This is a genomic window from Bacillus cereus group sp. N12 (assembly GCF_016483575.1).
Taxonomy (GTDB): domain Bacteria; phylum Bacillota; class Bacilli; order Bacillales; family Bacillaceae_G; genus Bacillus_A; species Bacillus_A toyonensis.
The window spans coordinates 1-15,499 of record NZ_JAEHBO010000062.1; the positions used below are offsets into that span (position 1 = coordinate 1).

The window sequence follows — 15,499 nt, forward strand, 5'->3', positions numbered from 1 at the left end:
CTCGCCTGTAGCTGCTCAAACCATTCTCTCTCTACTTGTAAATATCCCATTCCACTCTTCTCAGCGCTCTCCAATTCTTTATCAGCTTTCTTCATATAAGTGCGGGAAGCTTCCATATCGTCCTCTAAATATTTAATAATTCCTTGTGTACGGTAATATCCGTTTAAATCCATTTTGGTAATGGCCTTTGCATGTTCCTTTGCTTCTTGCAGAGAAAGGCTATTTATCTGATAAAGAGCTTTATATAAAAGATACCAACTATGAAAACTACTAACGAAAAATTTATTTTCCTTCGTTACAGATAGTTGAACAATTTGTTCTATATACGGTATTGCTCTTTCCATTCCCCTTTGATCAGCTCGGGCATAAAAGACGAGCATAAGTCCGCTCATTATCTCTTTTATACTTTTATCCTCTTTTAATTTTTCCTCACTAAGTTCTACTAATCTCTCATCCCAATCTTTCGGTCTTTTATAACTAAATAACTCACTCGATATTTGAATCGTATATAAATGCTGCTTAGCTTTTTCATCATCTTTAATTAAAATGAGAAATTGCATACCATCACTCAGAAGCGTTCCTTTTATCGGCACGATTGTAACTGCAAAAATCACAAAGTGTAAAACGGAAAAATATAAAAGATATTGATAATAACTCACCATATATATGTAACCTGAAGTAATACCGAATAGTAAACTCATAATTGGCCCACCTAAAGTCATCCACGCCCATTTCTTTGAAAGGTTCGGTGTCTCTATAGAAGACGGCGCTAACATCACCACGCCACCAAAGTACGCCCATAATTTATTTTCTCGAATGCGTAATTTCCCTTTTTCCTTTTGAACAGTGATAGGTCCTACTGTCATAAATTTAAAATTCAAACCACCTATCAAGCCAAATAGTACGTGCCCTAGCTCATGAATGGCTAACACTAATAATACAATTCCAAATACTGCCCATATATTCAACATTACTTGTAATTTTCCAGTTCGGATTACTCCGTATAAAATGGACAAAACTAGCGCCGCCGTCATTGAACTAGCTGGCCTTCTTAAAATATCCACTCTTTTCTCTCCTTAATAAATCATTTTCCTCTGCATTTCGTACATGAATTTTCCGAGATGCAATATCCAAATAAATGAGATTAAGCCAATTAATACAAAATCGATATTACTAGCCGCTGTATATATAACGGCAGCCCACCATACATATGCTAATATTGTATTCGTAAATTCATACGCTTTATATCCAGCCTCATGCACAATGTGTTTTAATCCTTCATCTGCGTTTTTCGTCCACATTTTCATAGATTCCATATATGTTACACCTTGTTCAGGATATAGCTTATTATAACGATTTTTTGTTATGAGCCCGATAATCACTACAGTAGTTAAACAGACAATAGAAGCTACTAAATTCCACACCGCAAATGAAACATTTGTATCCTGCACCAGTGCACGTCTACATGTAATAACTGCATATACAAACCATGCCTGCGTAACTATATCACCTACACGTAAATATATACTTATAATACCTAATTTTCTGCCTTGTACGCTCTCTTCTTCATCGCGTGCTTCCGCTAACATACGTGTATTCTTCCAAGTGTAGTACATCATTAAAATTCCAAAAATAGTACATACACCTATAAATAGATTAGATGATAATTTTCTCGGTTCATCCGAGAGTAAATCTAAAGCTATATAAGATGTTAAAAAACCACCCATCATACTTAATGCTATTTTTCCCACAAAATCAAATTGTTTTTTTCGTTTACTCTTCATCGTCCTCTTCCCCCTCCACTAACGTGAATATTTCCTCCACCGGTACATTGAAAATTTTTGCGATTTTTAACGACAATACAATAGATGGTGCATAATCCCCACGCTCAATTAAACTAATCGTTTGCCGTGATGAGCCAATCGCTTTCCCTAAATCCCCTTGTGATAAACGATGCTTTGCTCGCAATTCCCTCACTCGATTTTGAAGCTTCATATCTTCCCTCTTTTTCATTTATTTAATTAAAATTGTAAATAATATCCTTATTTTTGTCAATTATAATTGTCATTACGACTATAATAATTGACAAAAATAAGGATGTATTATGATGAAAATAACCTATATAATGAATGTGAAATATTAAACAAAGGAAGTGACATATGAATAAAATATCTACTTTTTCCTATATTCTTACTAAGCTTACAGCGACTTTCTTATTATTATTACTTATTAGCACGCTTCTCTTAACAACTAGTCAACAAACATTATATAGTTTCTTAGCTGGATTACGAGAACTGCTATATGTTCCCTTCGTTCCTATTCTTGCTGCATATGCATTTTTTTGTTCTATTTGCATCGATAAATTGAAATTAAAAACACATACAAGACTGAAGACATTATTACTTTATATTTTTTGCGGCTATTTATTTTTTCTTCCCTTCCTAACATTTAAAGAAGCTAGTCTAATACAGTTCTTGTTCCTCGGATCAATTGGTGCAGTATGTTCTCTTTCTTTCTATTTATGTACAGTTATAGCAACAAAATTTAAGTGGCTACAATATTTCGTACCAAGCATTATGTTTATTATATTTATCACAATTAACTTAGTAGATTTAGAAAGGTTTGGAACATCAAAAGAACAATGGGTCGAAACAAAAACAGATAACTCTTTCGAAGCATCTTTTCAACATTTTAGTGGTGAACATAAAGTCCCAATTGAACTAAAACGAGGGGACATATTAGAATTCACCATTGAATCACGAGCTGAAAATTCGAATGGCTACATGGGGGACATAAAAATGGCTAGTGAATTTCAAGAGGAAGAAAATTATTTAGCTCCAGCTGGACCTAATACATACCAGTTCGCGGCAATTAAGACAGGAACTTATTACATTATAGTTAGCGGAAATCAGCTAAAAGGAAAGTTAAAAATAGATTGGAACATAAAATGAAACTTTAATCAGCCCTGACCAATCGGACTTTTACGGGCAGCCCGACAAATAGCGGGATAAAATAAAAAAGGCAGTGCTTTTGCACTGCCTTCCTAAATTTTGACATAGAATGGATTCCATATTAACTTGCGTTTTGTAACAATACTCGTTTTAACTGTTTACGGAAACGAATGCCTAGCGTAATTGCTACGATTACGATAACTCCAAAAATGATTTTACCAATATGACCTTCTAGCACTCCAAAAATATCATGTAAGTTTCCACCTAACCAGTAACCACCGATTAAGAAGAATGATACCCAAAACAGAGCACCTGAATAAATTGTAATCGCAAAACGACGAAATGGTAGATTAATAATTCCTGCAAAGTATCCTGTAAAATGGCGTACACCAGGAATAAAGAAACCGATAAAGATTAGGAAGTACCCATACTTATCGAACCACATTCTTGTTAAGTCGATTTTTCTTTGTGTTAAAAATACGTATTTCCCATATTTTTGAACGAAAGGCATACCTAATTTATTTCCTAAAAAGTATTGAATCGTCATTCCTACACTTGTCCCAATAAAGGATAAGATAATTAAAATTGGTAAACTTAAATCACCCTTCTGTGCTAAAAATCCCGCATATGCTAATGTTGGCTCTCCCGGAAACGGAAGCGCAATATATTCTAACAGCAACCCGACAAGTACAACATAATACCCGTATTGCTGAAATAATTCATGAACCCATTCCATGTCATCTCTCCTTTCAGTCACGTACAACTTCTTACTATTATTGTATAAAAAAAATGTCGAAATAACTATCACAATAGCTTACATTTTTATTACATTTTTGTAAGGCTCACACTAAAATTTTTTGTTCTCTATTTACTTATATCTATTAGCATTTAAAAACAAGCTAACAACTATATATCACGCGAATGAAATCCATTAATATACATTTTTTATCCAATTTTTAACACTTGAAAACTATCTTATTTTGTTCTCTATAAAAAACCACCACAAACTCATACGAACTTCATATTAGCTTCATATACGTATTGTAAGATTATATCGGAATTTGTTGAAAAATTTAGCTAATATATGACTAAACATTAAATTGAATAAATATAAGTCGCTTTTCGAAATTGAAAAAAGGGTGAATAAGAAATGGAAGCTTATAAAATGCACGATTTTATTAATACGAATGTTGAATCTCATCAAAATGAAACCGTTTTTAATTTACAAATATGTGAAACAAATGAATTTGACGTAAGTTTAACAAAATCTACTACGCTGTCTTTTATCGTTTCAAAAAAGAACATTAAGATTGTCACTAGAAAATGGGTGAATTCAAATCAAGAAAGCATGATTGGCAAAAGCTACATCATTCCAACGAAAGCTTTTCACTATTTCTTACCGATTATTTCTGAAACTGAAGATGAACTAAATATTCAAGTTCAAAGCTTTGGACTACATGGTGAGCTTTTATTAAACGAAAGATTACTTATTGATAAAAACAACAAATGCAACCCAAAAATTACTACCTTCTTTGAAACATTAGATGAAAATGTCAATCAAGCATTACGAGGATTACAAATTCATTGTATGTAAGACTACTACAAGAAGTAAAAGGAGAATATAATGAAAAAATTATTATTAAGTGCGCTATTATCATTAGGATTTTTAACTCTTCCATTCACTACTGCAGAAGCAGCTACAACGAAAGATCAGCTTATCGTAAACACACAACTAAATAAAATGGATTATTATCAAAATGGAAAATTCATAAAAAGTTTCACTGTCGCTACTGGAAAAGCAGCAACACCAACACCTAAGGGTACTTTTCAAATCGTAAATAAAATTAAAAACCGTCCTTACTATACAGGAAAAATTAAAGGCGGCGATCCACGTAATCCACTTGGGGACCGCTGGCTCGGATTAAATATGGCAGGAACTTACGGAACAACGTATGCGATTCATGGAACTAACAATAATCAAGCAATCGGGAAAGCAACAACACTTGGTTGTATTCGTATGTTTAACAATGATATTCACTGGTTATTTGAGCGCATTCAGCAGCAAGCTACTGTCACTGTAAATTAACCTAAGAACAAGATTTACGTGTAGCCAAGAATTTTATGTCTTGGCTTATTTTATTTATTCATTTACAGTAGCAAAACAACTGTATTTACATATATAATAAAAATAGATTGCGTTCAACATCATCGTAACATTGATAAACATGGATATTAAAATTATACAGTTATAATATTTTATAAATTTTACAATACATACTATAATAGAACTACTGTAATTCTGAAATATTCAGTGACACTAAACAATCCCCCTTGCTACTTTCATTACTATTTTATAGCGGGGGCTTATTATATGTATAAACAATCTGAGTCATCCGAAAAATGATGAATTCGAATATTGCAGTAAAAAGCGTTATTTAGGAGGTGTTACTATGACGCATATACTGGTGATTGAAGACAACCCAGATATACAAGAACTTATTCGTGAATTTCTAATGGCACAAAACTTTACTGTTGATGTAGTTGGTGCTGGAACAGAAGGCATTCTTCTTTTCCAAAAAAATTCATACGATCTTGTCCTCCTCGATGTAATGTTACCAGATATAGATGGCTATAGTATTTGTAAAATTATGCGAGGACAATCTGATGTACCAATCATTATGTTAACAGGCTTACATAATGAAGAAAGTGAAATTAAAGGATTTGAGTTAGGTATTGATGACTATATTACAAAACCGTTCCATTACACCGTATTTATAAAACGTGTAGAAGCTGTATTAAGAAGAGCAGCAACGAAGGAAGCAGAAGCTGCAACTATACTACAATTCCATGAATTGATGTTAAATTCTACAGCATATGCCGCTTATGTTCATGGTAATCAAATTGAATTGACTACAAAAGAATTTGAAATTATATATACTTTACTGCAAAATCGGGGAAAAGTACTATCAAGAAGTGATTTGTTGAATAAGGTATGGGGCTATGAACATTATGGTGATGTGAGAGTAATAGATACACATATTAAAAACTTACGAAAAAAATTAGAAATTCCTTATATTAAAACGGTGAAAGGCATTGGCTACAAAATCGAATCGTAGCAAAGACAACATCACCAAAAATATATTCATCAAAACCTTATTATTTTGTATTTTGTTATCACTTTGTCTTTATCAAATTATTTATTTTCTAGCCTCAAATTACGATAAAGATCGTTTGAGAGCGTCTGAAACGCAAACTGCGGAACAAGCGGAATCAGACAAACAAAACGACCAAAGTAAAACAAAGCAAAATAAAGCTGTGTCAGAGAGTAGCATCTCTAATTTTCAATCTTCTCAAATAGACATGAATACACTCTCTACAGCCATCAATCATCTTTTGCAGCCTAGCCAAACTGCAAAAGCAAAAGAACATGCACAAAATATTCCGGGGAAAAGTAACACAACGTCTTCACTTACAGAAGCGGAAAAGCAAGTTACTAACAATGATGCCTTACATACACAAAATGCAGCAAGTAAAACAAATGATACACATGATAATCCATCGTTAACAGATGTGTTGCAGCAATTAGCTCCACATATTGGGGCGACAATGCTTGCATTATCTCTGCTAGGATCTTTAATCTACGCAAAAATAATCGCCAAACCTTTCCAATATATGAGCGATGCTTTAAAAGATATTATGAATCTTGATTTCTCAGATAAAAAGCTACTTAACAAAAATACAGATCAAACAGATTTTAATTTGCAAGTAGCTGCCTCACAAGTACCTACTATTGTGAAAAATTTACATGAAAGCAATCAAGATTTAAGAAATGAAATCAAGAAGGAACAACAATTAGAACAATCTCGTAAAGAATTTATGTCTATGATATCCCATGAATTAAAAACACCAATCGCAGCCGTTATGGGACAACTCGATGGCATGATTCACGGAATTGGCGCTTATAAAGATAGAGATAAATATTTAAAACGTTCATATGAGATGATGCAAGATATTAACATATTAACGGAAAAGGTATCAGAATTATCCAAAATACAAAACCCTCAATTTAAACCCAATTTAAAAGTTATCTCATTGACTAATATTATTGAGGACGTTATAAAGAAAGTAGATTATTTTGTATCTGTAAAACAATTAAATGTTCAGTCTAACATTAAACAAGATGTACAAATTTTAGCTGATCCTAAATTTATGCAAACTGCTATTTTTAACATTATTTCCAACGCAATTCATTATACAATTGACCATCAGCATGTATATATAAAGCTTTATGAAAAGCCAAACGGTTACGCATTAGAAGTATTAAATACAGGTTCTCAAATTGATGAAGATAAACTTGCCCATTTATTTGAGCCATTCTATCGCGCAAATCCTGACAAACATGGCTTAGTACAAGGTAGTGGTCTTGGGTTATATATTGTAAAACAAATATTAGATAAACATCAGTTTCCTTATGGGATACAAAACACACCTCAAGGTGTAAAATGCTCCATTGTATTCCCAAAGGCAATGTAAAACCTATTCTAATTTCATACCCCAAATTCATACTTCGTATGAATGGCGGAATTTTGTAGAGTATGTTACTCTGTTTCGTTCGCCCGTTGTCCTTATTTGGATAGCGGGCGTTTTTTATTTTAAAAGGAGGATTTTTATGGAGAAGTTTAAGTATTCACTACTCGTTTTACTCGGTGCTTGTAGCTATGGCGTGCTTTCAACTATTTTCAAACTCGGATTTATTAACGGATTTTCAGCACATCAACTATTAGGGGGACAATATGTCTTCGGATGGATTGGACTACTTCTGCTCGTTCTTTTCTTTTCACGCCATAAAGTAACAAAAAAGCAATTCTTGTCCTTACTAACAGTCGGCACAACAATGAGTATGACTGGTATTTTCTATGCTATTTCTGTAGAAGAACTGCCAGCATCTATCGCTGTCGTTCTACTCTTCCAGTTCACATGGATCGGAGTAGTCATCGAGGCTATTGCAAATCGAACGTTTCCAAGCCGTGAAAAAGTTATATCTATCATCATTTTATTCACTGGTACGTTGTTTGCTGGCGGTGTCTTTGAAGGGCTAGGAGAAGATTTTTCTACGAAAGGTATTATCTTTGGACTATTAGCTGCTGTCTCTTTTTCATTCTATGTTTTTGCAAGTGGACGCGTTGCTACAGATGTTCCACCTTATACGAAAAGCTTTCTCATGACAACAAGTGCTACCCTTATCGTCTGCCTATTCTTCCCGCCAACCTTTTTAACAGATGGTGCCCTGCAAGCCGGTCTATGGAAATATGCTTTCTTCCTCGGATTATTCGGCGTTGTCGTACCTGTCATTTGTTTTTCAATTGGCGTACCGAAAGTCGGAATAGGACTTGGTACAATATTAGGTGCAGCTGAATTACCAACGGCCATTATCGCTTCTATAACACTTGTACATGAAGTTGTAACGCTTATGCAGTGGATTGGAATTATATTTATATTGTTTGGTATTTTCACTCCTCAGCTCCTTACGTATAGAAAAGAAAACAAACATAATCGTGTGCATAGTGCATAAGAAAAGACCTTTCATTTACTTGAAAGGTCTTTTCTCTCTCGTTCACTTTACCGCTCCATACAGTTTCTCTATCTCATGCTCAATTTGTTTTACATCAATTCGCTCAAATAATGGCTGTACGCTATCAATTTTATTCGGCAACATATTTTGAGGTTCCCAATTTCGTTTAACAATCGACAATGTGTTTCGAACTCTTTCACTTGAAAATGGTAAAAATGGTTCAAGGAGATTTGCAAAATTAGCGATAAGATAAACACAATTATAAATCGTTTCTTCACATGAAACTGGATCATCTTCTCTTTGTTTCCAAGGCTGCTTTTCGTCAAAGTATTTATTTGCAAAACGCACTGCATCAAATATTGTCTCTAACGCCACCTTAAATTTAGTTTGTTCAATAGCCGCTCCTACATATTTATATAATCCTTCTACTTTATCTTTCAGCTCTACATGAATAGTTCCCTTCGGTACAACGCCATCATAATACTTTTCAATAAACTTTAATGTCCGATTCACAAAGTTCCCATATGCACCTAACAATTCACTATTATGACTGTAAATAAACTCACGCCACGAAAAATCAGTATCACGATTTTCTGGTGCATTTACTGTTAAAAAGTAACGGATCGAATCTGGATCATAGCTTTCTAATATATCAGGTACCCATACTGCCCAGTTTTTACTTGTAGATAATTTTCTTTTTTCAACTGTTAAATATTCATTCGAAACGATATGACGAGGAATTGCTTCTTCTCCTATTCCAAGTAATACCGCTGGCCAGATGATAGAGTGAAATGGAATATTATCCTTTCCGTGTACATAATACGTTTTCGTTTCTTTATCCCAAAACTCTTGGTCATCTTTCCCTGCTTTTTCAGCCCAATGTTTACTTGCAGAATAATACCCTGTCACTGCTTCAATCCATACGTAAATTTTCTTATCTTCGTATCCTGCCACTGGAATTGGAACCCCGACTGGTAAATCACGCGATACTGCCCTATCTTGTAACCCTTCTTTTACATATCTTTCTGTTAGCTGAATTGCATTGTCACGCCATGTTCCTTTTTGTTTTGCAATTTCTACGACTCCTTTAATTTGCTCCTGAAATGTATGCAATGCGAAATAGAAATGCTCTGTTTCCTGTACGGATGGCGTACTACCACATAACTTACATTTCTTTTCTAACAAATCGAGTGGATCTAAAATAGCTGAACAAGCATCACATTGATCTCCTCTTGCCGCTTCATGGCAATGTGGACAAATGCCTTCTACATAACGATCAGGTAAAAACTGTGTACACGTTTCGCAATACGCTTGTTCCACCGTTTTTTTATAAATATAGCCTTCTTCTAATAAACGTAAAAAGACATTTTGAACAGTTTCATGATGATGCTCACTATCTGTACGTGTATAGCAATCATAAGTAAAACCAAGGCTACAAAAACATCGCTCAAACTCTTCATGATACTTATCAGCAATTTCCTTCGCCGTCACACCTTCTTGTTTTGCCCTAATTGCAATCGGTGTTCCATTACAGTCACTTCCCGAAACATACAACACATTCTCACCTTTTGCCCGGTAATAACGTGCTAAAATATCTCCAGGTAACAAACTCGCAATATGCCCAAGGTGTAACGAGCCATTTGCATACGGCCAAGCGCCTCCAATAAAAATACTCATCTTACATTCCTCCTTTTAAATATAAAAAAGCCCCACCCTTATCTTAAAAAAGATAAGGGCGGGGCTGTATAAACAGTCGCGGTACCACCTTATTTCGCCAATTACTCACATAATTAGCCTTAACAAGTACGGAGCTATATGCTCTTATACTGTGGTTTTGATAACGAGTACCAACTCTCGTCGCCGCCTACTATTATCATTTGATAAGTTCAGGACGAAGCTCAAAGGCCATTGTTCAAATGAATATTCTTGCTTCTTCTCAGCTACCGAAGCTCTCTGGAAAGAATGTGTTCATCCTACTTTTCCTTTTCAATGCTTTTACGTATAACAAGTATTTTACGACTTAATCACAGAAAAATCAAACTTTTATTCAAAAAGAAAAGGAAATCCCATCCACCTGCCGAATAACTATACGTTCACAAAAGGAGTGATAATATTGAATCAAAAACAACTAAGCGCACGTAATGAAAAAAGCTGGAATACAGCTGCTTATGAAGCTTGGACGAATCGCCACGGAGCACCAGCGGATTATGCAAAAAAACTCATAGAAGATCCTATGCGCGAGATAGATCACTATTTACCTTACATACAATCTCCAAAAGGAAAACGTATCATTAATTTACTCGGGTCAAAAGGAAATAAAGCCGTTGCTCTCGCTCTTTTAGGAGCTGACGTAACAGTGGTTGATATTTCAGCAAGTAATGCAAAATATGCAAATGAACTTGCAGAAGCAGCAGGTGTCTCTATCCAGTATGTCGTTTCTGATGTACTAAATGTGCAGCTCTCCAAATCATTTGATATCGTATTGCTGGAACTTGGTGTACTCCATTACTTTCTAGATTTAAAACCGCTCTTTCAAAAAATTGCTACCATGCTTAAAGGAGATGGAACACTTATCCTTCGTGACTATCATCCTGTTTACACGAAATTACTAGGAGTAGACCACCCATCATTTCACGCTAATGGAAATTATTTCGATGAAGAATTAATTGAAGATGATGTGGCTTATTGCATCCTTCTTACAGAAGCGCAGAAAGAATCATTGCCTAAAACAACCATCCGTCGCTGGACGCTAGGAGAAATAATTACAACACTTGCGGAAGAACGTTTTAAAATTGAAAAGCTAGTTGAAGAACACGGATCTCATCAAAGGTGGGTTTTCCCTTCTACTTCACCTGAAGGAATTGAAGAACGTATACCAGGTCTATATACATTAATTGCGACAACATGCAAAAAAGGATCCCTTCACGGATAGGATCCTTTTTTGCATGCTTACGCATATAAGTTGAGGTTGGAGATTACCATAATTCTGTAGAATAGGACACAAGATATTTCAACATTTTGTCTCTGACTTACGTCGTCAAAAAGGGGTATGACCAACATAACGAAGAGTAATGTTTCAGTTGATACTGATAATCGTTATCAACTAATTAGAAGTATACATGATGTTATTTCAAATTACAATACCATTTCTAATTTTTATTTATGAATTTTTTGATATACAAATGTATACATTTTAAGAACATTTACTCACATTAATCTGCCATATTCCATTATCTGCTATAATTTTCATGGAACAGATTAATAACTTCTTAATCATGTTTTTATTAATTTCGTTCTAAATATTTATAAATTATAATAAACAGTTTTAAAAGGTAGGGGTAACGATGAAATATGTTAGCATTCGAAAAAAACTACTGTTCACACTCTTAAGCATTTCTTCCTTATTTAGCATTGCTCTTATTGTTATTCTTTCATTTGCGATGCATCAAGCAAGTGAAATCGAAACGTTAAAGAATGATGTATCGAAAAGAGCAACGATTTTAAAAGAACGTGGCGATTGGTTCCAAGCACAGGTCGCTGGTTTACAAGAATATTTACTATCACATGACCAAAAAGGATTGAATAAATTCAACCGGGAAGGAAAAAAACTAGCTGATACTAGGGAGAAAGTAACAAGTGATAAAAAACTCCCAGAAGGAATGAAAGAGGCCATTTTAATGGGAGCAAAATGGCGCAGCGTCGTAGATAATGAAGTCCTCCCTCTTGCGCGTGAAGGAAAATGGGATGAAGCATCCAAAATTGCTCTTGCTCAAACAGATTATGTAAATGACCTTTTAAGTCGTTTTACTAAATATACAAATGAAGAAAATGACAAACGGGATGTATTAATTGCTGACGTAGAGTCTTCTTCATCCCTTATTCAATATATTATTTTCTTCTCACTCATTACATGTACATTAACATCTATTCTATTGGCATGGTGGTTCTCTGGTAAACTCGTTAAACCGATTCGACAAATTGATGCGAAGTTAAAAGAATTAGCTTCGCAAGATGGCGATTTAACCGCTAGATTACACGTAACGAGTAAAGATGAAATTGGTGACATTGCAAATTCCTTTAATCAAATGCTTGCTAACTTACAGCGTATAATAAAGCAAGTTCAACAAACATCAACAAGTGTAAAAGAAGCTTCTGAAAATGTATTTATCGAAACAACTGCTTCTATGGAAAATACCACAAAATCGAAAGAGACTATGAATGCTCTTGTGCACAATATTCGTTCCCAAGTTTCTAGCATCGAAGAAAGTTCAACCGCAATGGATGATATCGCAACGGGTGTTCAGCGTATTGCAGAAACTGCATCTTCTGTCGCTAGCCTAGCTGTTACAACTTCTGAAAAAGCAGATGATGGAAATAAAGTCATTGAGAAGTCTATTACACAAATGCATACAATTAACGAAGCTGTTAACGCTACATCACAAGTGGTAGAGCGACTCATTACACATACGAATCATATTGATACTGCACTTCAATCTATTTCTAATATTGCCGAGCAGACGAATTTACTCGCTTTAAATGCTTCTATTGAAGCGGCCCGTGCTGGTGAACATGGAAAAGGATTCGCTGTTGTTGCCGATGAAGTACGAAAACTTGCTGAACAATCTCAGCTAGCAGCAACTGATATTAACCATTTACTTCATCACATTCAAGCGGACACAAAAATAGCAAATGACATGATGACACAAGGTCAGTCAGAAGCTTCTGAAGGAATTACAGTCATTCGTACCGCTGGATCTTCATTCTCAGAAATTGTTAATCACATTAACAATGTATCTACACAAATACAAGAAATGTCTGCAACTACTGAAGAAATGGCCGCAAGTTCTGAAGAAATGAATGCAGCTTTAAATAATATCGCTTCTATTTCAAATGAAGTTGCTGCCGAAACATCACAAACAGCAACTTCAGCTGGTGACCAAGTAAACAAAATGAGTATCGTTGCTAAAAAATCATCAGAAATGAAAACAATTGTACAAGAACTTGAAGTGCTCGTTTCTCATTTCAAAACAAATGGTTAAAATGAAAATTCCATTTATACTTCTACGAACTCTAAATTGTTAGAAAGAGCGATTTAGAGTCTCTCTTTTTTCACGCTAAAATATCTCTTTCTATCTCCCATTCTGTCTGCTATAATTCCTAAAGGAAAGAGGAAAGCTTTATTCCTACTGGAATAAAGCTTTCTTTCAATTTTTTACATTAATTAATTCTAATACTAAGATTTTACAAAGGAGGCTTTTTATCATATGAATTTTATAAGTATCAGAAAAAAACTAATGTTCATGATGGGAACGATTTGTGCTTTATTCGGCATTGCCTTAGCTTTTATTTTATTCTTTACCATGGATCAGTCTCATAAAGCTGAAACATTACAAAAAGAAATTTCTCCTCTTGCAACCGAATTGAAAGAGCGCGGAGACGCTTATCAAGTACAACTTTCTGCTTTAAGAGGTTATTTACTACAACATGATCAAGTCGAATTAGACAAGTTTAATGAGATGAGTAAACGTCTTGAAGATACAAAAGGGCAACTTCTTTCTAACCCTAACACTTCTCAGTCCGTGAAAAGCACAATGGAATTAGGATCCACTTGGAGAAAGTTCATTGAAGAGAAAGTATTCACTCTTGCAAAAGAACAAAAATGGGAAGAAGCTTTACAAGTAGCTTCTACAGAAAATGGTACTGTTTATAAAGTAATTGGTGATTTCACAAATTACAGTAATGAACAAGCTAAATTACGCGAACAATCTATTGAAAAAATCGATCAATCTTCACTACGAATTGAATATGTTGTCTTCTTATCACTTGTTATTTGTATTGTAACTGCAATTATTCTTGCATGGTGGTTCTCTGGTAAGCTTGTAAAACCAATTCAGCAAATTGATACTAAACTAAAAGAATTAGCCTCTCAAGAAGGCGACTTAACAGCCCGTCTACAAGTAAATAGCAATGATGAAATCGGTGCAATTGCATCATCGTTTAATAAAATGTTAGCAAACCTGCAACATATCATTAATCGTGTTCAAAAAACATCTGTAGAAGTACAAACAGCTTCTGAAAATATGCTAGAAAAGACTAATACATCACGCGAGGCAACAATACGAGTTCAAAGCTCGATGTCCAACTTAAATTCAAGTATTCAATCGCAAACTTCTAGTATGGAAGAAAGCTCAACTGCGATGGATGATATGGCAATAAGCGTTCAACGCATCGCTGAATCTGCTTCATCTGTAGCCGAACTTGCTGTAGCTACATCTGAACATGCTAACGATGGAGGTACTGTTATCCAAAAATCTGTTTCACAAATGACAACGATACATGAAGCTGTAAATGCTACATCAGAAGTAGTCGAACGTCTAATCACCCATACGAAATATATTGATACGGCTGTACAATCTATTTCTAATATCGCTGAGCAAACAAACTTACTTGCTTTAAACGCTTCTATTGAAGCAGCTCGTGCTGGTGAGCAAGGAAAAGGATTTGCTGTCGTAGCTGATGAAGTCCGTAAACTTGCGGAACAATCTAAAACTGCTGCAACAGATATTAACCAATTACTAAATCAAATTCAAAATGATACAGAAACAGCTAGTTCTATGATGTCTAAAGGTCGTTCTGAAGCATTTGAAGGCATTACTGTCGTTCGTGAGGCTGGTACTTCTTTCACAACAATTGTTGAACAAGTAAATAAAGTATCAACTCAAATGCAAGACATATCAGCAACTGCTGAAGAAATGGCTGCAAGCGCTGAAGAAATGAACGCTTCACTTAATAACATCGCTTCTATTTCAAATGAAGTATCTAGTGAAACAGCCGCAACGGCACAATCTGCTGAGCAGAAAGTTATTGTTATGAATGAAATGACAGTAACTGCAAAACAAATGAAACAAACGGTTGAAGAATTAGATCAACTCGTATCTCATTTTAAAACTGAATAGCTCAAAAAAATATTCCTCTT

14 protein-coding genes and 1 other annotated feature are annotated in these 15,499 nt (G+C 34.7%); of the genes, 9 read left to right on the top strand and 5 right to left on the bottom strand.

Annotated features, from left to right (window positions below):
- From JDS92_RS22285 to JDS92_RS22295, 3 genes are all read right to left on the bottom strand, one after another.
- Window positions 1–1,034: site-2 protease family protein (locus JDS92_RS22285; RefSeq protein WP_199632521.1), on the bottom strand; the 1,034-nt coding region annotated here is incomplete at its 3' end.
- Between the two features lie 42 nt (window positions 1,035–1,076).
- The gene (locus JDS92_RS22290; protein WP_000837707.1) at window positions 1,077–1,784 is read right to left on the bottom strand and encodes a DUF3169 family protein; all 708 of its coding nucleotides are present in this window, start codon (window positions 1,782–1,784) and stop codon (window positions 1,077–1,079) included.
- Window positions 1,774–1,995: a helix-turn-helix transcriptional regulator gene (locus JDS92_RS22295; RefSeq protein ID WP_000776158.1), complete on the bottom strand. Its 222-nt coding sequence runs from the start codon at window positions 1,993–1,995 to the stop codon at window positions 1,774–1,776. The genes JDS92_RS22290 and JDS92_RS22295 overlap by 11 nt, the downstream gene beginning before the upstream one ends.
- Before the next feature lie 164 nt (window positions 1,996–2,159).
- On the opposite strand from JDS92_RS22295, the gene JDS92_RS22300 reads away from it, so the two are divergent.
- A complete protein-coding gene (locus JDS92_RS22300; RefSeq protein ID WP_098053936.1) occupies window positions 2,160–2,951 on the top strand; it encodes a hypothetical protein in 792 nt (263 codons plus the stop codon).
- Between the two features lie 121 nt (window positions 2,952–3,072).
- Here the strand turns inward: JDS92_RS22300 and JDS92_RS22305 are convergent, their stop codons facing one another.
- The gene (locus tag JDS92_RS22305) at window positions 3,073–3,687 is read right to left on the bottom strand and encodes a DedA family protein (RefSeq protein WP_000455364.1); all 615 of its coding nucleotides are present in this window, start codon (window positions 3,685–3,687) and stop codon (window positions 3,073–3,075) included.
- A gap of 414 nt (window positions 3,688–4,101) precedes the next feature.
- Here JDS92_RS22305 and JDS92_RS22310 point away from each other — a divergent pair, with 414 nt between their 5' ends.
- The 5 genes from JDS92_RS22310 to JDS92_RS22330 all read left to right on the top strand — a co-directional run bounded on the left by JDS92_RS22310 (window position 4,102) and on the right by JDS92_RS22330 (window position 8,523).
- Window positions 4,102–4,545, top strand: a complete 444-nt coding sequence (locus JDS92_RS22310) for a DUF3978 family protein (protein ID WP_000388766.1) — start codon at window positions 4,102–4,104, stop codon at window positions 4,543–4,545.
- 30 nt (window positions 4,546–4,575) lie between these two features.
- Window positions 4,576–5,037: a L,D-transpeptidase gene (locus JDS92_RS22315; protein ID WP_000735064.1), complete on the top strand. Its 462-nt coding sequence runs from the start codon at window positions 4,576–4,578 to the stop codon at window positions 5,035–5,037.
- A 364-nt stretch (window positions 5,038–5,401) separates the two neighbouring features.
- Window positions 5,402–6,067, top strand: a complete 666-nt coding sequence (locus JDS92_RS22320) for a response regulator transcription factor (protein WP_000148832.1) — start codon at window positions 5,402–5,404, stop codon at window positions 6,065–6,067.
- Window positions 6,045–7,484: a sensor histidine kinase gene (locus JDS92_RS22325; protein ID WP_098911476.1), complete on the top strand. Its 1,440-nt coding sequence runs from the start codon at window positions 6,045–6,047 to the stop codon at window positions 7,482–7,484. The genes JDS92_RS22320 and JDS92_RS22325 overlap by 23 nt, the downstream gene beginning before the upstream one ends.
- A 136-nt stretch (window positions 7,485–7,620) precedes the next feature.
- Window positions 7,621–8,523 carry an EamA family transporter gene (locus tag JDS92_RS22330; RefSeq protein ID WP_097957470.1) on the top strand — a complete coding sequence of 301 codons (903 nt, stop codon included), beginning with the start codon at window positions 7,621–7,623 and terminating at the stop codon, window positions 8,521–8,523.
- Window positions 8,524–8,565: 42 nt separating this feature from the next.
- Here JDS92_RS22330 and metG read toward each other — a convergent pair whose 3' ends face one another.
- On the bottom strand, window positions 8,566–10,200 hold the full coding sequence (gene metG, locus JDS92_RS22335) for a methionine--tRNA ligase (protein ID WP_199632518.1): 1,635 nt from the start codon (window positions 10,198–10,200) through the stop codon (window positions 8,566–8,568).
- Window positions 10,201–10,251: 51 nt separating this feature from the next.
- Window positions 10,252–10,522 (bottom strand) — a binding site (T-box leader).
- 114 nt (window positions 10,523–10,636) lie between these two features.
- Here metG and JDS92_RS22340 point away from each other — a divergent pair.
- The 3 genes from JDS92_RS22340 (at window position 10,637) to JDS92_RS22350 (ending at window position 15,479) form a co-directional block, all read left to right on the top strand.
- Window positions 10,637–11,455 (top strand): class I SAM-dependent methyltransferase, encoded by an 819-nt coding sequence (locus tag JDS92_RS22340; RefSeq protein ID WP_097957466.1) that lies wholly within the window; start codon window positions 10,637–10,639, stop codon window positions 11,453–11,455.
- 412 nt (window positions 11,456–11,867) lie between these two features.
- On the top strand, window positions 11,868–13,562 hold the full coding sequence (locus JDS92_RS22345; RefSeq protein ID WP_199632519.1) for a methyl-accepting chemotaxis protein: 1,695 nt from the start codon (window positions 11,868–11,870) through the stop codon (window positions 13,560–13,562).
- Between the two features lie 225 nt (window positions 13,563–13,787).
- Entirely contained in the window at window positions 13,788–15,479 is a 1,692-nt protein-coding gene (locus JDS92_RS22350; RefSeq protein WP_098911473.1) for a methyl-accepting chemotaxis protein, read from the top strand.
- Window positions 15,480–15,499: the final 20 nt, after the last annotated feature.